This window comes from Streptomyces sp. So13.3 (assembly GCF_005860785.2).
Classification (GTDB): domain Bacteria; phylum Actinomycetota; class Actinomycetes; order Streptomycetales; family Streptomycetaceae; genus Actinacidiphila; species Actinacidiphila fildesensis.
Genome location: NZ_CP048835.1, coordinates 3,995,473 through 4,015,851, shown reverse-complemented (window position 1 = coordinate 4,015,851; position 20,379 = coordinate 3,995,473). Strand labels below are relative to the sequence as shown.

Sequence of the window (20,379 nt, the reverse complement as noted above, 5' to 3'; positions counted from 1 at the left end):
CACCCGCCGGAACCAACGAATCCCCCTGGAACGTTCTTGCAAGGGATGAACAAGACCATCAGGCGTGCGTCGGTCTTCAGCCTCCTGCTCGTCCTCGCGGTCATGGTGCGGGTGACGTGGATGCAGGCGGTGGACGGCCGGGCGCTCGCGGACGACAAGCACAACCGGCGGAACATCATCGCGCAGTACGCGAACCCGCTCGGCGACATCGTCGTGGGCGGAAAGCCGGTGACCGGTTCCACCACCACCAGCGGCGGCGACCTGCGCTACAAGCGCACGTACACCGGCGGCGGGCTGTACTCGGCGGTCACCGGCTACAGCTCGCAGGTCTACGGCGCCACCCAGCTCGAAGGCATCTACCGCGGCATCCTGGGCGGCACCGACCCGCGGCTGAAGAGCCTGCCCGACTCGCTCACCGGCAAGGCCACCGAGCCGGGCGATGTGATCACCACCATCGACCCCGCCGTGCAGCAGGCCGCCTTCAAGGGGCTCGGCGACAAGAAGGGCGCGGCCGTCGCCATCGACCCGGCGACCGGCCGGATCCTCGGCATGGTCAGCACCCCCAGCTACGACCCGTCGAAGATCTCGGGCGGTTCGAAGGCCGACGGCGCGGCGTGGAGCGCCCTGCAGGCCGACAAGGACCAGCCCATGCTCAACCGGGCGCTGCGCGCCGCGTACCCGCCGGGGTCGACGTTCAAGCTCGTCGTCGCCGCGGCGGCCCTGGAGAACGGGCTGTACTCGTCGATCGACGAGAAGACCGCCAGCCCGAACCCGTACCCGCTGCCCGGCACCTCGCGGGTGCTGGTCAACGAGTCGGCGTCCGCGCCCTGCGAGAACGCGAGCATCAACACCGCGCTCCAGTACAGCTGCAACAACGTCTTCGGCAAGATGGCCGTCGACCTCGGCCAGGACAAGGTGCGCGCCGCCGCCGAGAAGTTCGGCTTCAACACCGACAGCCTCGACATCCCGGTGCGCGCGGCCAAGAGCGTCTACCCGAAGGGCATGGACAAGGCGCAGACCGCCCTGTCCGGCATCGGGCAGTTCGACGACACCGCGACCCCGCTGCAGATGGCGATGGTCGTCGCGGCCCTCGCCAACGGCGGCGAGCTGGCGAGCCCGCACATGGTCTCGCAGGTCACCGACGGCAACGGCACCGTGCTGCAGTCCTACCCGGACGGCGAGAGCACCCGCGCGGTCAGCGCGGACACCGCGGCGAAGCTGCGCAAGGCGATGGTCAACGTCGTCGACAACGGCACCGGCAGCAACGCGAAGATCAGCGGTGTCGAGGTCGGCGGCAAGACCGGCACCGCCCAGCACGGCGAGAACAACAGCGGGACGCCGTACGCCTGGTTCGTCTCCTACGCCGACGACGGCAAGGGCCACCAGGTCGCGGTCGCCGTGGTCGTCGAGCAGTCGGACGCGGCCCGCTCGGAGGTCAGCGGGAACGGGCTGGCGGCGCCGATCGCGCGGGCGATGATGAAGGCGGCATTGAAGACAGGTTGAGCCGGGGTCACGGCGGGCGGGCGCCGCACGGTGTTTTGAGACGTTGTGTTGCGCACGGTGAAGGTCTTGAGACAGCAGTGGGTGAAGGGGTAGCTGGGACACACAGCTGGTTCCTAGGGTCGGGGTGTCCGAACTCACCCCGCGCTGGAGGACCCCTGTGCGTAAGAGAGCGATCGTTTCCGCCGTGAGCGCCGCCGGCCTGTTGCTGGCGATCCCGGCATCCGCCGCCGACGCCGGACCGGGCGCGCCCGGCATCGGCGACCCGTACTACCCGACGTACGGGAACGGGGGTTATGACGTCTCCCACTACGACCTGCGGCTGAAGTACCAGCCCGCGACCGACGAGCTGGAGGGCACCGCGACCCTGCTGGCCACCGCCACCCAGGGACTGACCCGCTTCAACCTCGACTTCGCGCTGGACGTCAGCGAGGTCCGGGTCAACGGCCGGGTCGCGAAGTTCGCCACCAGCGGTGAGCAGGAGCTGGAGATCACCCCGGCCACCCCGCTCGCCAAGGGCCAGCAGGCCACCGTCGTCGTCCGCTACTCCGGGGTCCCGGGCAAGGTGAAGCGCTACGGCTTCACGTCCTGGCAGCGCACCCCCGACGGCGGCGTCGCCGCCAACGAGCCGGAATCCGCCTGGTGGTGGTTCCCCAGCAACGACCACCCGCTGGACAAGGCCACCTACGACGTCTCGGTGCTCGTCCCCGACGGCTCGGCCGCGATCAGCAACGGTGTGCTGGTCTCGCAGAGTTCGAAGCTCGGCTGGACGCGCTACAACTGGCGGCAGAACAAGCCGCAGGCCACGTACCTGGCCACCCTCGCGGTCGGGAAGTTCGACATCACGCGGAACACCACCGCCAACGGCCTGCCCGTCATCAACGCCTACAGCAAGGACCTGGGCGACAACGACGGCGCCGCCCGCGCCAGCATCGAGCGCACCGGCGAGATCATCGACTGGGAGAGCACCTACTTCGGCCCGTACCCGTTCAGCGCCGCCGGCGGCTACGCCCCCAACGTGCCCACCCACTACGCCGTGGAGACGCAGGGCCGGGTCTTCTACAGCCCCGCGCAGTTCGCCGGCGGGGCGAACCCCTCGGTCGTCGTCCACGAGCTGGCGCACCAGTGGTGGGGCGACAGCGTCTCGCTCTCCCGCTGGTCGGACATCTGGCTCAACGAGGGCTTCGCCAGCTACGCCCAGTGGCTGTGGTCCGAGCACGAGGGCGAGGGCACCGCGCAGGAACTCGCCGACTGGGTCTACAGCCAGCACCCGGCCGACGACCCGTTCTGGACCGTCAAGCCCGGCGACCCCGGCGCGGCGAACCAGTTCGACGGCGCCGTCTACGACCGGGGCGCCGTCGCCATCCAGGTGCTGCGCAACAAGATCGGCGACAAGGCGTTCTGCGCCCTGCTGAAGGCCTGGCCCGCCCAGCACCAGTACGGCAACGGCTCCATCGCCGAGTTCCAGAAGCTCGCCGAGAAGATCTCCGGGAAGAAGCTCGGCCCGCTCTTCGAGACCTGGCTCTTCACCGCGGCCAAGCCCGCGGCGCCGCCGGCCGCCCCGAAGGCCGGCGCGCTCCGCGCCGCCCCGGCCGCACCGCAGGCGGAGCCGAAGTCCTGGAAGCAGATCGCGGCGACGCACACGGTTCACGACCGCTGACCCGACGAGCGGTCCCTGCGTCAGTGCGCCAGAACCGCCTGGACGTAGGGCGTTCGTGACAGGAGCTCGCCGGCCGCCCGGTCGGCGAGCCCCGTCAGCGGTCCGGCCAGCACGGTGTAGGCCAGCCCGAGGGCGACCAGGGCCATGGTGGCGGCGAGCATCGTGCGGGGGAGTGCGGCGGTGGTGGTGATCGAACGGCCGCTGAGGGACGCCGACTCGGGGCGCCCGGCGGGCATCAGGGTCTCCTCGTCGGAGTCGTCCTGATCGGCGTCGTCGTCCGTCTCCAGCACGGTGCCGTCGGCACACAGGTCGGGCGGCGCGGCCCGCCAGAAGGCCAGGTTCCAGACCTTGATCAGCGCGTAGAGCGTCAGCAGGCTGGTCACGACACCACCGCCGACCAGCACGTACGCCCAGGCGCCGCCGTCGGCGACGCCCGCGCGCAGCAGCCCGAGCTTGCCGAGGAACCCCGACAGCGGCGGGATCCCGGCGAGGTTCATCGCGGGCACGAAGAAGACGGCGGCGAGCAGCGGGGAGATCCTGGCGAGCCCGCCGAGCCGCTGCAGGTCGGTGGTGCCGCCCCGGCGTTCCACCAGCCCCGTGACCAGGAAGAGCGTGGTCTGCACGGTGATGTGGTGGGCGACGTAGAAGACCGCGCCCGCGACACCGCCACGGGAGGCCAGCGCGATGCCGAAGACCATGTACCCGATATGGCTGACGAGGGTGAAGGACAGCAGCCGTTTGAGGTCGGTCTGCGCGACCGCGCCCAGGATCCCGACGACCATCGACAGCAGGGCGATCAGCATCAGCGGCTCGGCGAGCCGGTTGCCGGGGAAGAGCAGCGTCTGGGTGCGCAGTATCGAGTACACGCCGACCTTGGTGAGCAGCCCGGCGAAGACGGCGGTGACGGGCGCCGGCGCGGTCGGGTAGGAGTCGGGGAGCCAGGCGGCGAGCGGGAAGACGGCCGCCTTGATCCCGAAGACGGTGAGCAGGGCGAGTTGCAGCACCAGCCGGATCCCGGCGGGCAGATCGGCCAGCCGCACGGAGAGCTCCGCGAGGTTCATGGTGCCGGTGGCCGCGTAGACCATGCCGATCGCCACCAGGAAGAGCACCGAGGACAGCAGCGACACCACGATGTACGTGGCTCCGGCCCGGATCCTGGCCGCCGTGCCGCCGAGCGTCAGCAGGACATAGCTGGCGGTCAGTATGATCTCGAAGCCGACGTAGAGGTTGAACAGGTCGCCGGACAGGAACGTGTCGGAGACCCCGGCGACGAGGATCAGATACGCGGGGTGGAAGACCGACAGCGGCGTCGCCTCGTCGCGGTCGGCCATGCCCTGGCCGATGGAGTACACCAGCACGCACAGCGTCACCGCGGACGAGACGACCAGCATCAGCGCCGACAGCCGGTCGGCGACCAGCGCGATGCCGATCGGGACCGGCCAGCCGCCCGCGTGCATCACCTGCGGGCCGTCCCGGTCGGCCGCCACCAACAGGGTGACGGAGGCGGCCAGCACGACGCTGAGGACGGCAGCGCTGATGAACCGCTGGATCCGGGGGAGCCGCAGTCCGACGGCGAGTTTGAGGCCCGCGGCGAAGAGCGGGAGGACGACGGGCAGCGGCAGCAGTGCGGTCGCGTTCATCGGTCGGCCCCCAGCACGTTGTCCCACAGTTCGTCGTCGAGGTCCTCGGAGTCCTCGGCACGCGCCTGCCGGGCCCGGTCCGCGCGGATCACCGTCCTCAACTCGGCGCGCGTCCCCTCGTGTTCGGCCCGCAGCGCGACCCGGATGTCCTCGACGTCGTCCTGTACGTCGTCGCTGCCGGTCAACTGCCAGCTGCGGTACGCCATCGCGAGCAGGAACGCGGTCAGCGCCAGGGTGATCACGATCGCGGTCAGCGCCATCGCCTGCGGGAACGGGTCGGAGACCGCCGCCGGATCGGTGCCGGGGGACAGCAGCGGCGCCTTCCCGGAACGGCCCGAGGTGGCCAGCACCAGCAGGTTCACCCCGTTGCCGAGCAGGACGGCGCCGAGCAGGATGCGGGTCAGCGGGCGGGCGAGCAGCAGCACCGTCCCGCAGGCGAACAGCACCCCGCCGGCGGCGATCAGGGCGACGGTGGCGTTCATGCCTTCCTCCGGGCTTCTTCGCGCTCGATCTGCTGGTCGATCTTCGCGCCGAGGCTCCGCAGCACATCGAGGACGACCCCGAGGACCAGGAGGTACACACCGAAGTCGAACAGCACGGAGCTGGGGACGTGCACCTCGCCGAAGAGCGGCAGCCGGGTGTGGAACACCGCGCTGTCCAGGACGTCCGAGCCGAGCACCAGCCCGCCGAGACCCGTACCGACGGAGATCATCAGGCCGGTGCCGAGCAGGAATCCGGCGTCGACGGGGGCCGCCTCGGCCAACTCGTAGCGCCCGCCCGCCAGATACCGCACGACCAGCGCCAGCCCCGCGACCAGCCCGGCCGTGAAGCCGCCGCCCGGCAGGTTCTCCGCGCAGAACAGCAGATACAGCGAGAGCACGAGGATGGGGTGGAAGACCAGCCGCGCGACCACCTCGAAGACCACCGAGCGCCGGTCGGGGTCGAGGGTGTCGCCCGCCGCCAGCCAGGTGCGTTCCGGGGCCGCGCGCGGCCCGGCGCGCACCTCCGACGCCCACACGCCCGCGGTGCTGCCGTCCTCCTGCGCGCGCGGCAGCGCGCCGGCCCGGCGGCGCAGATAGACCAGGCTCGTCACGCCGACGGCCGCGACCGCCAGCACCGCCGACTCGCCCATCGTGTCCCAGGCCCGCAGGTCGACGAGGATCGTCGCGACCACGTTCTTCAGCCCGTCGTGCGCGGTCTCGGCCACCATGGCGGCGCCCGCGGCCGGATGCCGGCGGGCCGCCACCGCCAGATACGTCAGACCTGCCGCCAGCGTCCCGGTGGTGACGCCGAGCGCGGCGTGCAGGGCACGGCGCCAGGCCGTCGCCGTCGGCGGGAAGCGGTGCGGGAGGCGGCGCAGCACCAGGACGAACACGACGATGCTGGTCGTCTCCACCGTGAACTGCGTCAGCGCGAGGTCCGGCGCCCCCTGCAGCACGAACAGCACGCCGGTGCCGTACCCGGTCGTGCCGGCCAGCACCACGGCTTTCATCCGCTGCCGGGTCGGCAGGCACAGCACGCCCGCCGCCGCCACGGCCGCCGCCACCGCGATCTGCCCCGCGTCGTCCCACAGGTGCGGCGAGCCGCCCCAGGCCCACGGCCGGTCGGTGAACAGCGCCGCCGCCTCGGCGCCGGAGAAGACCAGCAGCGCCGTGCCGAGATAGACCGGCAGCGAACCGCGCTGGATGCTGCCGGTCAGCTGCAGCGCGAAGCGCTCCGTCTGCCACAGGATCTGGGCGAACGCCGCCTCGGCGCTCGGCAGCGCCAGCCGCTCGCCCCAGCGCACCAGGTGGTTCCGTACGACGAACAGCGCCGCACCGGCCGCCCACGCGATCTCCGACAGGATGAGCGGGAGGCCGGTGCCGTGCCACAGAGCCAGGTGGTACGCGGTTCCCCGGGACGGGAACGCGGCCGCGTAACGCTCCATCAGCGGCGCCAGCAGGCCCACCCCCGGGCCCAGCACCAGGCCCGCCAGCGCCAGCAGCGCCGTCGGAGCCCACAGGGCCGCCTTCGTCCGCCCGCCGTGCGCGGTCGCCCGCGGCAGGTCGGGCGACGTGGCCGGGCCGAACGCGCCGTACAGGAAGCGCAGGGTGTACGCCGTGGTCAGGGCCGATCCGGCGACGGTGGCGTACAGGGTGAGGCGGTCGGCGGTGCCGCCGGCCCAGAGCGCCGCGAACGAGGCCTCCTTGGCGGCGAAGCCGAGGAAGGGCGGCAGGCCCGCCATGGAGGCACCGGCGAGACAGGCGGTGCCGCAGACCACCGGCATCGCGCGCGCCAGACCGGCGAGCCGGCGGATGTCCCGGCTCCCGGTGGCATGGTCGACGATGCCGACCACGAGGAACAGCGGCGCCTTGAACAGCGCGTGCGTCAGCAGCATGGTGGCGCCGGCCAGCGCGGTGTACCGGGACCCGGCCCCCACCAGCGCGGTGAGGAAGCCGAGTTGGCTCACCGTCCCGTAGGCGAGGATCCGCTTCAGGTCGGTCTCGCGCAGCGCCCGCCACCCGCCGAGCAGCATCGTGGCGGCACCGAGCGTCAGCGTCACACCCCGCCAGGGCGCGACCGCGGCGAAGGCGGGGGAGAACCGGGCGACGAGATAGATGCCGCCCTTCACCATGGCCGCCGCGTGCAGATAGGCGCTGACCGGCGTCGGCGCCGCCATGGCACCGGGCAGCCACAGACTGAACGGCCAGATCGCGGACTTCGACAGCGCCCCCGCGAGCACCAGCAACAGCGCGACCGGCACCGCCGTACCGCCCGATGGCGGCGGATGCGCGACGAGGACGGAGATCCGGTACGTATCCGCCGCCTGACCGAGCATCAACAGCCCGACCAGCATGGCCAGGCCGCCGACCGTGGTGACGAGCAGCGCCTGCAGCGCGGAGCGCCGGTTGGCCTTCTTCACCGACAGATGGCCGATGAGCAGGAACGAGAAGACGGTGGTCAGTTCCCAGAAGACGTACAGCAGGATCAGGTCGTCGGCGAGGACGAGCCCCAGCATCGCCCCGGCGAACGCGGTCAGGGTGCCCGCGAAGTTCGCCAGTCCCGGCTCGTCGTCGCCGAAGTAGCCGGTGCAGTAGACGAGTACGAGCGCGCCGACGCCACCGGCCAGCACGGTCAGCAGCAGCCCGAGGGCGTCGAGCCGCAGCGCGATGCTCAGATCGAGGGCGGGCGCCCACCGCCACTGCTCGGTGCGCACCGCGCCGTCGGCGACGGCAGCCCACTGGGTGAACGCCCACACCGTCGTGGCGGCCGGTGCCAGCGCGAGGACGAGGAAGGCTCGCCGGCCGAGCCACCGCACCAGAGGGGTGGCGCAGGCGGCGAGCACGAAGTGGGCGGCGATCAGGGCGAGCACGCGGCGAACACTTCCGCCGCCCGGGCGGCACGGGGGACCGGCGCGCCCGGCGTACGCCAGGATCACCCATTGGGCGGGGTACCGCCCGTGCCCGGATCCGCCTACCGTCTGCATATGCCGGATGGAAAACTCTGGGGGATCAGCGACCTGCATGTGGCGTTCGCGGAGAACCGGAAGATCGTCGAGGGCCTGCGCCCCGGGTCGGACACCGACTGGCTGATCGTCGCGGGTGACGTGGGCGAGCTGACGGACGGCATCGAGTGGGCGCTGACCCTGCTCAGCAGCAGATACGCCCGGGTGGTGTGGGCGCCGGGCAACCACGACCTGTGGACCCCGGCCGAGGATCCGGTCCAGTTACGCGGCGAGGCGCGCTACCGCCATCTGGTCGAGATGTGCCGCTCGCTGGGCGTGCTCACCCCGGAGGACCCGTACCCGGTCTGGGAGGGCGCGGGCGGCCCGGCCGTCGTGGCGCCGCTGTTCGTCCTCTACGACTACACGTTCCGCACCGACACCGCCGCGAACAAGGAGGAGTCGCTCGCCCAGGCGTACAAGTCCGGGATCGTGTGCAGTGACGAGTTCCTGCTGCATCCCGATCCGTACCCGAGCCGCGACGCCTGGTGCCGGGCCCGGCTGAAGGAGTCCGAGCGGCGGCTGCGGGACTGCGATCCAGCCCTCCCGCTGGTCCTGGTCAACCACTTCCCGCTGGTCCGCCAGCCCACCCGGATCCTGCACCACCCGGAGTTCGCCCAGTGGTGCGGCACCGAGCGGACGGCCGACTGGCACCGGCGGTTCACGGTGAGCGCGGTGGTCTACGGCCATCTGCACATTCCCCGGACCGCCTGGTACGACGGGGTGCGCTTCGAGGAGGTCTCCGTCGGCTACCCCCGCGAATGGAACCGCCCCGGCCACCCCAGGACCGTCCCCCGCCAGATCCTGCCCGAGCCGGCGCGCTGAGGTCTGCGGCCCCGCGGCTCCGTGGAACCGGGAAGCCCCCCGCTTCCGCGAGGGGCCTTCGATCCGGATGCCGGGACCACGGGGTCACCAGGTTGAACACCGGGTAGTCGGCGGAGCGCGGCGCGCCCCTGCCCACCGGGTGGTCCGGCGGCCCGCCCGGTGAGAGGGTGAATACATCAGCCTCTATCCCTGCCTGTCCAGGAAGGTGGCGAAATGCCATGGCTGAACATCCGAACGCCGCGCTGATTCGTAAGGGCTACGAGGCGTTCTCACAGGGCGACATGGACACACTCGGCGGCATGATGACGGCCGACTGCGCGCACCACGTCCCCGGGAGTCACCAGCTTTCCGGTGACTTCAAGGGACTGGAGGCGGTGCTCGGCTACTACGGCCAGCTCGCCGCGCAGACGAACGGCACTCTGCGGGTCGAACTGCGGAGCGTCTTCGTCGACGGCCGGGGCCATGTGATGGCGGTGCACCAGATCAGCGCCGAGCGGGCCGGCAAGAAGATCGACATGGCGGGCGGCATCGTGTTCCGCGTCATCGGCGAGAAGATCACCGACCTCGACGAGTACGTGGAGGACATGGCGGTGGCGGACGACTTCTGGGCCTGATCCTTCCGGGCCCGATCCCGCGCGGCGGCCCGTCCCGACCGGCCGGAAACGACCAAGGGCGCTCTTCCTGGAGGAAGAATGCCCTTGGTGTTCTGCTGTGCGCCGTCAGGGACTCGAACCCCGGACCCGCTGATTAAGAGTCAGCTGCTCTAACCAACTGAGCTAACGGCGCCTACGGGTCAATCATACGGGGCCGGAGGGGGTGCTGATGACCATCCTCCCCTCCGGCCCCGCGTCATGATCGGCGTGGGACGACCACGCCGGGCCACACCGGGATCAGCGCAGGCCGAAGGCCCGGATGATCTCCTGGCTGACGGTGCCGCCCTTGCCGTCCTGCGCGGTGGCCTTGAGCGAGACCGAGCCGCCGGGCTTGTTCGGCGTCCTGACGAGCGTGGTCCAGGAACCGTCTCCCGTCCTGATCAGGAGGGTCGGAGCCCAGGTTCTGCCGTCGTCGTACGAGACCGACAGCGTCGCCCTGGTGGCCTTCGTCACACCGGCCAGCCACTGCTGCGTGGCGGACGACAGACCGATCCGCGTCCACTGCCCGGCCTTGACGTCACCCGCGGTGTCGGTGGCCACGTCGTAGTCGAGCTGCAGCAGCTTGACGTCCTCCTGCCAGGGTCCGTCCTGCGGAATCGCGCCGGAGACGAAGCCCCACTCGGTGTGCGTGCGGATCGAGCTCTTCCACTCCTTCGCGTCCCGCGCGGAATCCAGCACCAGGCGGTAGGGGAGGGTCTGCGGGGAGACGCTCCACAGTCCGCCGGCCCGGCCGGTGCCCTTGGTGATCAGGGTGTCGCCCTGGTAGGCGGCGTACATGGTGGCGCCGTTGTACTCGTCCGACGGCATCGAGCCGGAGTGGCCCGCTCCCGCGTCCGTCCACGGAGTGATGTTGAACTGGATGTCGTTGTAGACGCTGCGGTTCGGGCCCCAGAACGCCTGGCCCAGACGCGGCCGCTGGACCCCGCCGAACCACTCGGTGGAGTAGTGCCGGCCCGCGGTGAAGTGGTCGTTGCCGCCGCGCATCTCGAACAGCTCGTCCGAGTAGTCCGGCTGGTAGACCGCGTGGTCCTCGTACCAGAAGCCGGCGCCGTGCTGCGGCGAGACGTACTCGGTGCGCACGCCGGGGTAGGACTCCTTCTCGGTGAAGCCGATGCCCGGCCCCCAGGCGGGGATGTCGTAGCGGAAGCCGCCGCCGGGGCGCTGCCGGTCGCCGTCGTATTTCGCGTCGATCCGGGCGAGGTCCCGCTTGGGGTCGGGGGTGTAGGCCAGGGACCGGTCGGGGATCGTGCCGTCCTGCTGCGAGAGCAGGTCGTAGAGGTAGCGCGGGTCGGTGCGCTGCGTGACGTCGAGGGTGAGTCTGCCGCCCTTGGCGTCGGCGACGAGCCGGGCGCCCGCGTCGCGCATGATCGAGACGACACTCAGGGAGGTTTTGGTGCCCGCGTCGTCCGCGTAGTAGTCGGAGAGCCGGCCGGTGCCGTCGTTGACGACGATCAGCAGCTCGGCGCCCGCCTTGACGGCGTTCGTGGCGCGGTCGGCGGGAGGGACGTCATCGCTGCGGGTGACGACGACCGCCTTGCCCTTGGCGTCCAGGCCCTGGTAGTCGGCCGCTGCGCCCTTGCCCGCGGTGACGACGCGCAGCTTGGCCGAGCCGTCGTGGACGGTCGCGCCGGCCTGCGGCAGCAGTTCGAGGTCCCGGCCGTGCGACGAGGCGTCGACCTGCTTCTCGCCGAGCCGCCAGCGGGTCACGAAGGAGAAGGTGCCGTCGGTGACCTTCCGGGTGGGCGCGGCGTAGACGGTGTCGAACGCCGGCGGCACGATGTACGCGTCGCGGATGAGATTGCCGTTGGAGAAGGTGCGGGCGATGTCCAGGTGCAGCTGCCGCTGCTCGGTCTCCTGCGGGACGCGGGCGCTGACCTTGTGCGCCGTGCTCGCGTCGAGCGCCACCGTGGTGTTCTTCGTGAGCACCGTCTCGGGGCTGGTGAGCACCGCCAGGCCGCGGGAGTCCGGGGTGTCACCGGTGACCTCCAGCTCCGCGTACGCCATGTACGTGCCCGGCGGGAGCCGCAGGGTGCGCTCGCCGGCCACGGCGAGCGGCGACGGGTACGGGTTGTCCTTCTCGGCGAGGACGACGGTGCCGGCGGCCGGCTTCCCGTCGCGTCCGGTCAGCTTGATCGTGTAGTCGTAGAGCTCCTGCTCCTTGGTGAGCGCGAAGCCGGTGTGCGCGACGGCCTTGCCCGCGGCCGCGTCGGTCGCGGTGACCTGGCCGGAGAAGGTGGTCGCGGACGGGACGGTGGTGGGGTCGAGGGTGAGGGTGACCGTGGCGGTGCCGCCCGCCGGGACGGCCACCGTCCTCGCGGACAGCGTGTAGGCGCCGGCCGCCTGGGCGGCCGGGTCCAGCGCGAGGTTCAGCGTGACGGCCGCCGCGCCGTTGTTGCGGTAGGTGAGGGTGCGCGTGGTGCTCGTGGCGCCGGCGTGCGGCCACTTGTAGACGGCGGCGTCGACCGAGCCGGTGGCCTGGACCGTGGAGTCCACGGCGGCGAGCACATCGAGCCGTCCGGTGCCCATCTCGTACGGCGTGAAGGCGGTGAGCTGCTGGGACGAGCTCATCAGCGCGTCCTTGAGCTGCTGTCCGCTCCAGTCGGGGTGCCGCTGCTTGAGGATCGCGGCGGCGCCGGCCACGTGCGGCGTGGCCATCGAGGTGCCGGACATGGTCTGGTACATGCCGCTGCCGGAGGCGAGCGCCTGCGAGCGGGCGGCGGTGATGTCGACGCCGGGCGCCGAGATGTCCGGCTTCAGCGCGTACGAGCCGCTCAGCGGACCCATGCTGGAGAAGTCGGCGCGGCCGTCCTGCTTGTCCACGGCGGCGACGGTCAGCGCCGCGGCCGCCGAGCCGGGAGAGCCGATGGAGCCGGCTTCGTATGCGTTTCCGGCGGCGATGACGAAGAGCGGTCCGCCGTTCGCGGAGAGGTTGTCGACCGCCTGCGACATCGGGTCGGTGCCGTCGTCGGGGAGCGGCGAGCCGAGGCTCATGCTGACCACGTCGGCGCCCTGGGCCCTGGCCCACTCCATGCCGGCGATGATCCAGGAGTCCTCGCCCGAGCCCTCGTTGGAGAGCACCTTGCCGATCAGCAGCTTGGCGCCGGGCGCGACGCCCTTGTAGTCGCCGTTGGAGGCGGCTCCGGTGCCCGCGATCGTCGAGGCGACGTGCGTGCCGTGACCGTTCCGGTCGGTGACCGGCTGGTCGGGGACGAAGCTCTGCTCGGCCGAGACCTGGTCCTTCAGGTCCGGGTGGGTGTCGTCGATCCCGGTGTCCAGGATGGCGACCTTCCGGCCCTTGCCGTCGTAGCCCTGCGCCCAGGCCTGCGGCGCGTTGATCTGCGGTACCGACTCCTTCAGGCTCGCCTCGACCCGGCCGTCCAGCCACAGCTTGTCGATGCCGTCGTCGAGCGAGCGGGCCTTCGCCGCGGCGGCCGGTGCGGCCACCACGTCCTGCCAGAAGGCGCGGGTGTCCTTCTTCCGCGCCTTGAGCGCGGCGCCGCCGATGCTCGGCAGCTGCCGGGTGGTGGTGCTGCTTACGGGGGGCGGCGGGCAGCGAACGGGCGGCGCGGGCGGCGGCGGTGTAGGTGGCGATCATCGGGACGCCGCCGGAGCGGGCGTCGTCGTAGCCCATCTTCACCAGCGCGGTGAGGTCGAACAGCCGGCGGTCGAGCTTGCCGGCGGCGAGCAGCGGCAGCGCCTCGTCCGGCAGGACGTAGGTCTCACCGCCCGCCTGCTGGACGTGCACGCCGCCGGGGGCGCCGTGCGGGCGGTCCACGGTGACGGTGTCCTGGTTGCCGGCCCCGTCGGCGAAGTGCACGACGTCCCCGGTGACCAGGGTGATGTCGTACGTGGTGGCCTGCTGCGGTGCCGCTTTGCGCGGGGTGGCGCCGGGGGCGGCGGTCGCGGGGGTCGTGGGGAGGAGGAGTCCGGTACTGAGCGCGAGCGCGGTGGCGCTGGCGAGCAGGGAGGCACGGCGTCTTATCGGCGTCATGCACATGATCTATCGGCCTGGAGCCGCGCCGGGCACCGGCACAGCCTGGCAGGATCCCGCCTGGCGGAGATCCGCCGCCGGTTTTTGAGCACCCCGGAGGATCGGGTACGATCTTCCATGTCAGCACGCGCCGTTAGCTCAGTTGGTTAGAGCAGCTGACTCTTAATCAGCGGGTCCGGGGTTCGAGTCCCTGACGGCGCACCGACGGTCGAAGGCCCCTCGCGGAAGCGGGGGGCCTTCTTCGTGTCCCGGTCCCGGTGTCCTCCGGCCACGTGGTGGCCGGCCCTGGTGGGTCCCGGTGGGTCAGAAGCTGAGGGAGAGCAGCACCGGCGCCGCGCGTTCGTTCAGGGTGTCGACGGCCGGTTTGAGGCGGTGCGCCTGTGAGGTGGGCATCGACAGCGCGAGGCACGCGACCGTCTTCCCGATGGTGACCGGTACCGCGGCGCAGACCGTGCCGACCGCGTATTCCTGCAGGTCGAGCATGGGATGGCTGGCCGGCCGGCTTTCCAGTTCCGACAGCAGGGCCTTCTCGTTGACGACGGTGCGCGAGGTGAGGCGCGCGGTCCGGTGCCGGGACAGGTGTTCGCGGCGGCCGCGGTGGTCGAGCTGCGCGAGCAGGCACTTGCCGACCGCGCTGGCGTGGGCGGAGGAGCGGAAGTCCACCCATTCGTTGACCCGTGGGGTGGTCGGCCCGTCCGCCACGTCGACCACCGTCACCTCGCCGTCGTCGTAACGGCCGAAATAGACGGCGGCGCCGACCTCGTCGCGCAGCTCGTTGAGGACGCTGTTGAGCTTGTCGGCGAGCGCCTGCTCGCGGTCGGCGGCGGCCAGCAGCACGAGGGATTCGCCGGTCACGTAACCGCCGCCGGGCAGGAACGAGAGATAGCGCTCGCGCTTGAGCATGGCCAGCAGTTGCGAGAGGTAGCCGATGGGCACGCCGATCTCGCGGGCCAGCTGCTCGGCCGTCACGCCGTGCCGGTGGTGGTCGACGGCCTCCAGTACGCGCAGCGCGTACTGGACCGCGTACACCGGCGCGATCTGTCGGTACTCAAGCGCCACGGAATCCCCCTGCAGGTGTGCCGTTCGCGTCCGGTGCGGCGTGCCGTACGTCACGGCTGTAGCTGCTGGTCACGGCCGATGGGCGTACCGATCGGACCCGACAGCCGAGCCGCTCCCCACGATAGCCGCAACGGCCTTGAAGGTAGAGGCCGTTGACCGGCCGATTGGTGGGCTTCGTGCGTATATGCAGGAAAGCGCCGCATCGGCATATGCCATGGGCCTTGTCGAGGGGGGTCGGGGTGAAGAGCGGCGCGAAGATCGGGGCGATGGTCGGCCGGGAATAACCGGAGTACGTCTCCGGTTCCAGTTGCCGCAGGCGAATACATGACCGAGGAGGCGCCCCCCGTGGGAGACGAACCGCAGACCACCGATGACATCCGCGGAGCAGCCCGTGGCAGCGCGCCCGTGCCGCTGTCCGTGCTCGACCTGGCGACCGTGGGAAGCGGGCTGACCGCCACCCACGCCCTGCGCGCCAGTGTCGAACTGGCCAAGCTCGCCGAGGCCCGCGGATTCCACCGGATGTGGGTCGCCGAGCACCACTCGATGCCGGGTGTGGCCAGTTCCTCCCCGGCGGTGATCCTCGCCCACCTCGCCGCGTTCACCCGCACGCTCCGGCTCGGCTCCGGCGGAGTGATGCTCCCCAATCACGCCCCGCTGGTGATCGCCGAGCAGTTCGGCACCCTGGAGGCGCTCGCCCCCGGCCGGATCGACCTCGGTCTGGGCCGCGCGCCCGGCACCGACGGCGCCACCGCGGCCGCGCTGCGCCGCACCGACCGCCCGGACGGCGCCGACGACTTCCCGCAGCAGCTCGCCGAGCTGACCCGGTTCCTGGACGACGACTTCCCGGACGGGCACCGCTACGCGCGCATCCACGCGATCCCCGGACCGGTGCAGGGCTCCGTCGCCGGCGGGGTGCAGTCCGCGTCGCGTCCGTCGGTCTGGCTGCTCGGCTCCTCCGGCTTCAGCGCCCGGCTGGCCGGCGCACTGGGCCTGCCGTTCTCCTTCGCGCACCACTTCTCGGCGGCCAACACCGTTCCCGCGCTGGAGCTCTACCGCGAATCGTTCCGCCCGTCCGCGGTCCTGGACCGCCCGTACGCCGCGATCGGTGTCTCCGCCCTCGCGGCCGACGACCCCGCCGAGGCGCGCCGCCAGGTGCTCACCGGCGCGCTCGGCATGCTGCGGCTGCGCACCGGGCGGCCGGGGCTCATCCCGTCGCCCGAGGAGGCCGAGGCATACGAATTCAGCGCCCTGGAGCGGGAGTTCATCGACTCCTGGCTCGTGAACGTGGTGCACGGCGGCGCGGAGGAGGTCCGCGACGGGCTCGACGCCCTGGTGAAGCGGACCGGCGCGGACGAGCTGATCATCACGGCCAACGCGCATACGCCGGCGGCCCGTCTGCGGTCCTACGCGTTGATCGCGGACGCGTACGGGCTGCCCGGCGGCGAGTCGTAGGGCCTCGGAACGAACCTGGCGGGGCGACCCCGAGCCCGCCCTCCTGATCGCTCCGGCGGTTAAAAGCGGGTTTCCCGAAGGGGCGTGGTTCGTCCCCCGGAAGGACATCTTCCGGATCCTTAACTCAGGCTAAAGCCGCTTGTCAGCACCTGCGACAGGCGGCTTTTCGCTGGCCGGAGGGGGTTTCCGGCGGGTAGGCGTGGCGTCAATTGGTCTAGTCCTAAGTCTGGTTCAGACCATTGACCGGAGCATCTCAAGGGCGCTATTCATGGCGCAGCCCCCTGCTCCTCCCTCTCCCCCCGGAGGTCTTTCGTGCAGCTCCAGAAAAGATCACTCGTGGCTGCCGCCACCAGTGCGGCCCTCGCTCTCGGCGCGATCACCGCGCTCGTCGGCGGGCTCGCCCCGGCGAGCGCCGCGGGTACCGACGCTCAGCCGGCCGCCGCGGCCGCGAGCAGCGGCGGGGTGAAGATCGCCTACTACGACCAGTGGAGCGTGTACGGCAACGCCTTCTACCCCAAGGACCTCGACACCCGGGGGATCGCGAGCAAGCTCGACGTCATCAACTACTCGTTCGGGAACATCCACCCGACCGACCTCACCTGTTTCGAGGCCAACAAGGCCGCCTCGCAGGACGAGAACAACCCCAGCGCCGGTGACGGCGCGGGCGACTCCTTCGCGGACTACCAGAAGTCCTTCGGCGCGGCCGACAGCGTCGACGGGGTGGCCGACACCTGGAACCAGCCGATCACCGGCGCGTTCAACCAGCTGCGGAAGCTCAAGGCGAAGTACCCGAAGCTGAAGGTGGACATCTCCATCGGCGGCTGGACGTACTCCAAGTACTTCTCGGACGCGGCGAAGACCGACGCGAGCCGCAAGAAGCTCGTGACGTCCTGCATCGACCAGTACATCAAGGGCAACCTGCCCGTCGACGGCGGCTTCGGCGGCCCCGGCTCCGCGGCCGGCGTGTTCGACGGCATCGACCTCGACTGGGAGTACCCGGGCTCGACGGGCGGCCACCTCGGCAACCACGTGGACGCGGCCGACAAGCAGAACTTCACGCTGCTGCTCGCCGAGTTCCGCAAGCAGCTCGACGCGTACGGCGCCGCCAACGGCGGCAAGAAGATGCTGCTGACCGCCGCGCTGCCGGCCGGCCAGGACAAGATCGCGCACATCGAGACCAACAAGGTCGGGCAGTACCTCGACTACGCGAACATCATGACCTACGACATGCACGGCGCCTGGGACACCGACGGACCGGTCTACCACCAGTCGCCGCTCGTCCCGTCGGCCGGCGACCCGACCGACCCGATCGCGCCGGGCACCGAGAAGTACAACGTCACCAACGCGGTGAACGCCTGGCTCGACGGCAACGCCGCATACGGCATCGCCGGCGGCTTTCCCGCCAACAAGCTGACGCTGGGCTACGAGCTGTACTACCGCGGCTGGACGGGCGTCCCCGCCGGTGCCAACCACGGTCTGGGGCAGCCCGCCACCGGTCCCGCCCCGGCCCGCAGCCTGAGCGCGACGGCCGGTATCGCGTACTACAAGGAACTCGGCGGCATCGTCGACAACCCCGCGACCACCTTCTGGGACGACGCGTCGAAGTCCTCGTACTTCTACAACGGCACGGAGTTCTGGACCGGTCTCAACGCCCAGTCGATCCAGGCCCGCGCGGACTACGCGCACTGCCGCGGACTCGGCGGCGCGATGATGTACTCGCTGCTGGACCTCGACACCGGCACCACGCTGCTCAACAAGATCAACACCGCGGTGGGCGGCTCCGCGAGCGGCTGTGGCACCACCACCACGCCGCCGACGACCCCGCCCACGACTCCTCCGACCACTCCGCCCACGACGCCTCCGACCACACCTCCCACCACCCCGCCGACGACGCCGCCCACCGGCACCTGCGCCGCGGCCGCCTGGAGCTCCTCCGCGGTCTACACCAGCGCCAGCGGAACGGTCTCCTGGAAGGGCCACAACTGGAAGGCCAAGTGGTGGACGACGGGCGAGGAGCCCGGCACCACCGGCGAATGGGGCGTGTGGCAGGACCTCGGCGCCTGCTGACCTGACCGCCCCATCCGGAGCCCGCGTCCCTTCCCCCCACGGACGCGGGCTCCGGCATGTGCCGGTCCGGGGCCCGCTCCGGCCTGGGAGCAGCCGGCCGGCGTCAGCCCGCGAGCAGTTCGGAGATCCGCTCGGCGGCGACGGGGCGGGAGTAGTGCCAGCCCTGGCCGGTGTCGCAGCCGATCCGCCGCAGCCGCTCGGCCTGTTCGGCGTTCTCGACGCACTCCGCGGTGACGGTGAGACCCAGCCGGTGGGCGAGCTCCACCAGGGCCTCGACGATGGTCTCGTCGGCGGGGTTGGGGTGTTCGGCGGAGCGGAAGCCCTGGACGAAGGAGCCGTCGAGCTTGAGCGCGGAGACCGGCAGCCGGCTCATGTAGGCGAGGTTGGAGTAGCCGGTGCCGAAGTCGTCGATGGCGATCCGCACGCCCATCTCGCTCAGCGCGTGAAGGGCCTGCAGCGGCCGGCCGGCCGAGCCCATGACGGCGGACTCGGTGAGCTCCAGCTGCAGCAGCTCCGGCGGCAGCCCGGTCTCCTCCAGGATGGCGGCGACATCGGCGACGAGGTCCGAGTCCCAGACCTGGCGGACCGCGACGTTGACGCTGATGAAGATCGGGTCGTCCGGGTGGTCCTTCTGCCAGACCCGCGCCTGACGGCACGATTCGGCCAGCACCCAGCGGCCGAGCTGGACGATGGAGCCGTTCTCCTCGGCGAGCCCGATGAAGCGGTCCGGCGCCAGCCGCCCGAAGTGCGGGTGCTGCCAGCGGACCAGAGCCTCGACGCCGCGCAGCACACCGCTGTCGAGCCCGACGAGCGGCTGGTACTCCAGGATGAACTCACCGCGTTCCACGGCCTGTCGCAGCGTGCTGGACAGCGCCTGCCGGGTCATGCGGTGGGCGTTGCGCTCGGGGTCGAAGAGCGTCCAGCGGGCCTTGCCGTCGGCCTTGGCCCAGTAGAGCGTGGTGTCGGCGGCCTGCATCAGACCGGTGGCGGAGCTGCCGGCGACTTCGCGCTCGACCACGCCGATGCTCGCCGACACGGCGAGCCGCTGACCGTCCACGTCGAACGGCCGCTGCAGTGAGGTGAGTACGGACTCGGCGAGCACGGTGGCCTGTCCCGTGCCGGTGGAGTCCCGGACGAGCAGGGCGAATTCATCGCCGCCGAGCCGGGCGACCAGGTTGCCGCCGGGCTCCGCGCAGGTCAGCAGCCGCTGGGCGACGGCGGCGAGCAGCTGGTCGCCGATCCGGTGCCCGAGGGTGTCGTTGATGGCCTTGAAGCCGTCGAGGTCGAGGTAGCACAGCCCGATCCGGCCGGTCCTGCTGCCGGCGCCGTCGAGGGCGGCGGAGAGCCGCTCGAAGAACAGCGCCCGGTTGGGCAGCCGGGTGACGGAGTCGTGCATCTGCAGATGGCGCAACTGCTCGCGCAGGCTGTGGCGTTCGCCGATGTCCTCGACGGAGAGCAGCGCGGTGCCGCAGGCGCTTCCGGTGCCGGCGAGCGTCACCTCGGCCCACAGGGAGCCGCCGCCGCGGCGCTTGATGCGGCGGGTGCAGCGCAGTTGGTCGCGGCGGCCGGCGAGCACCTCGCGGTAGGCGATGCGCACCGGGTCGTCCTCGGCCAGGCCCAGCAGTCCGGTGGCGACGCGCGCGGCGAGCCCGGCTGCGCTGGTGCCGAGGAGCGCGCCGAGCGCCTGGTTGGCCTCCAGTACCCAGCCGTCGCGGTCCACCAGCGCCATGGGCAGCCGGGCCGCGGTGAAGGCGGCGCGGTAGTCGCGCGGTTCACCGGCCGTGGGGCCGAGCGGTCCCGGAGGGGAACCGTTACTCAGCGTGAGGATTACCGGTGTGATGTCGGGTTCGGCACTGGGGCCGCCCGAGGGTCCGCCCATTGCCCGCTCCCCGTGTCGCGCTGGTCTCGGTGGCGATCATAGGCGCTGGCGGAGCGGCGGATCCAGCGCCGTCGTGGTGATTCTTGGCACGCAAGCTGACGGATTGATCGTTTCTGCACGAATGCGACGAGCAACTGACCGATTCGGATAGGCCATTACGCACAGTAATGAA

11 protein-coding genes, 2 tRNA genes and 1 pseudogene are annotated in these 20,379 nt (G+C 71.3%); 7 read left to right on the top strand and 7 right to left on the bottom strand.

The genetic code is table 11. The features are described 5' to 3' along the window. The first annotated feature begins 45 nt into the window (after positions 1-45). Positions 46-1,503 carry a penicillin-binding transpeptidase domain-containing protein gene (locus C8250_RS18065; protein WP_138358373.1) on the top strand — a complete coding sequence of 486 codons (1,458 nt, stop codon included), beginning with the start codon at positions 46-48 and terminating at the stop codon, positions 1,501-1,503. Positions 1,504-1,660: 157 nt separating this feature from the next. After that, a complete protein-coding gene (locus tag C8250_RS18060) occupies positions 1,661-3,160 on the top strand; it encodes a M1 family metallopeptidase (protein ID WP_138358375.1) in 1,500 nt (499 codons plus the stop codon). A gap of 20 nt (positions 3,161-3,180) precedes the next feature. Here C8250_RS18060 and C8250_RS18055 read toward each other — a convergent pair whose 3' ends face one another. From C8250_RS18055 to C8250_RS18050, 3 genes are read right to left on the bottom strand one after another with little or no spacing between them, the layout of a single operon-like run. After that, positions 3,181-4,800, bottom strand: coding sequence for a Na+/H+ antiporter subunit D (locus C8250_RS18055; protein ID WP_138358377.1), 1,620 nt, complete (start codon positions 4,798-4,800; stop codon positions 3,181-3,183). Further along, positions 4,797-5,282: a Na(+)/H(+) antiporter subunit C gene (locus C8250_RS42970; RefSeq protein ID WP_138358379.1), complete on the bottom strand. Its 486-nt coding sequence runs from the start codon at positions 5,280-5,282 to the stop codon at positions 4,797-4,799. The genes C8250_RS18055 and C8250_RS42970 overlap by 4 nt, the downstream gene beginning before the upstream one ends. After that, on the bottom strand, positions 5,279-8,152 hold the full coding sequence (locus C8250_RS18050; RefSeq protein ID WP_138358381.1) for a Na+/H+ antiporter subunit A: 2,874 nt from the start codon (positions 8,150-8,152) through the stop codon (positions 5,279-5,281). Before C8250_RS18050 ends, C8250_RS42970 begins: the two co-directional genes overlap by 4 nt. Positions 8,153-8,266: 114 nt before the next feature. On the opposite strand from C8250_RS18050, the gene C8250_RS18045 reads away from it, so the two are divergent. Further along, entirely contained in the window at positions 8,267-9,106 is an 840-nt protein-coding gene (locus tag C8250_RS18045; protein ID WP_138358383.1) for a metallophosphoesterase, read from the top strand. Between the two features lie 218 nt (positions 9,107-9,324). Further along, entirely contained in the window at positions 9,325-9,720 is a 396-nt protein-coding gene (locus C8250_RS18040; RefSeq protein ID WP_138358385.1) for a nuclear transport factor 2 family protein, read from the top strand. Between the two features lie 98 nt (positions 9,721-9,818). Here the strand turns inward: C8250_RS18040 and C8250_RS18035 are convergent. Together C8250_RS18035 and C8250_RS18030 are read right to left on the bottom strand one after the other, a co-directional pair. Further along, positions 9,819-9,892 (bottom strand) — tRNA-Lys (locus tag C8250_RS18035). A gap of 104 nt (positions 9,893-9,996) precedes the next feature. Further along, positions 9,997-13,750 (bottom strand): annotated as a pseudogene (locus tag C8250_RS18030) (S8 family serine peptidase). Between the two features lie 127 nt (positions 13,751-13,877). On the opposite strand from C8250_RS18030, the gene C8250_RS18025 reads away from it, so the two are divergent. Continuing rightward, positions 13,878-13,951: transfer RNA gene (locus C8250_RS18025), tRNA-Lys, on the top strand. 102 nt (positions 13,952-14,053) lie between these two features. Here C8250_RS18025 and C8250_RS18020 read toward each other — a convergent pair. Beyond that, on the bottom strand, positions 14,054-14,809 hold the full coding sequence (locus C8250_RS18020; RefSeq protein ID WP_138359245.1) for an IclR family transcriptional regulator C-terminal domain-containing protein: 756 nt from the start codon (positions 14,807-14,809) through the stop codon (positions 14,054-14,056). 345 nt (positions 14,810-15,154) lie between these two features. On the opposite strand from C8250_RS18020, the gene C8250_RS18015 reads away from it, so the two are divergent. Further along, positions 15,155-16,261, top strand: coding sequence for an LLM class flavin-dependent oxidoreductase (locus C8250_RS18015; protein ID WP_244809189.1), 1,107 nt, complete (start codon positions 15,155-15,157; stop codon positions 16,259-16,261). 336 nt (positions 16,262-16,597) lie between these two features. Beyond that, positions 16,598-18,328: a glycosyl hydrolase family 18 protein gene (locus tag C8250_RS18010; protein ID WP_244809187.1), complete on the top strand. Its 1,731-nt coding sequence runs from the start codon at positions 16,598-16,600 to the stop codon at positions 18,326-18,328. Between the two features lie 103 nt (positions 18,329-18,431). On the opposite strand, the gene C8250_RS18005 is transcribed toward C8250_RS18010, so the two are convergent. Further along, on the bottom strand, positions 18,432-20,207 hold the full coding sequence (locus C8250_RS18005) for an EAL domain-containing protein (protein WP_138359239.1): 1,776 nt from the start codon (positions 20,205-20,207) through the stop codon (positions 18,432-18,434). Positions 20,208-20,379 lie beyond the last annotated feature (172 nt).

Excerpts from the sequence above, each read along its gene's own strand:
- C8250_RS18005 (WP_138359239.1), bottom strand. The coding sequence starts at position 20,207 with ATGGGCGGACCCTCGGGCGGCCCCAGTGCCGAACCCGACATCACACCG.
- C8250_RS18045 (WP_138358383.1), top strand. The coding sequence starts at position 8,267 with ATGCCGGATGGAAAACTCTGGGGGATCAGCGACCTGCATGTGGCGTTC.
- C8250_RS18055 (WP_138358377.1), bottom strand. The coding sequence starts at position 4,800 with ATGAACGCGACCGCACTGCTGCCGCTGCCCGTCGTCCTCCCGCTCTTC.
- C8250_RS18040 (WP_138358385.1), top strand. The coding sequence starts at position 9,325 with ATGGCTGAACATCCGAACGCCGCGCTGATTCGTAAGGGCTACGAGGCG.
- C8250_RS18065 (WP_138358373.1), top strand. The coding sequence starts at position 46 with ATGAACAAGACCATCAGGCGTGCGTCGGTCTTCAGCCTCCTGCTCGTC.
- C8250_RS42970 (WP_138358379.1), bottom strand. The coding sequence starts at position 5,282 with ATGAACGCCACCGTCGCCCTGATCGCCGCCGGCGGGGTGCTGTTCGCC.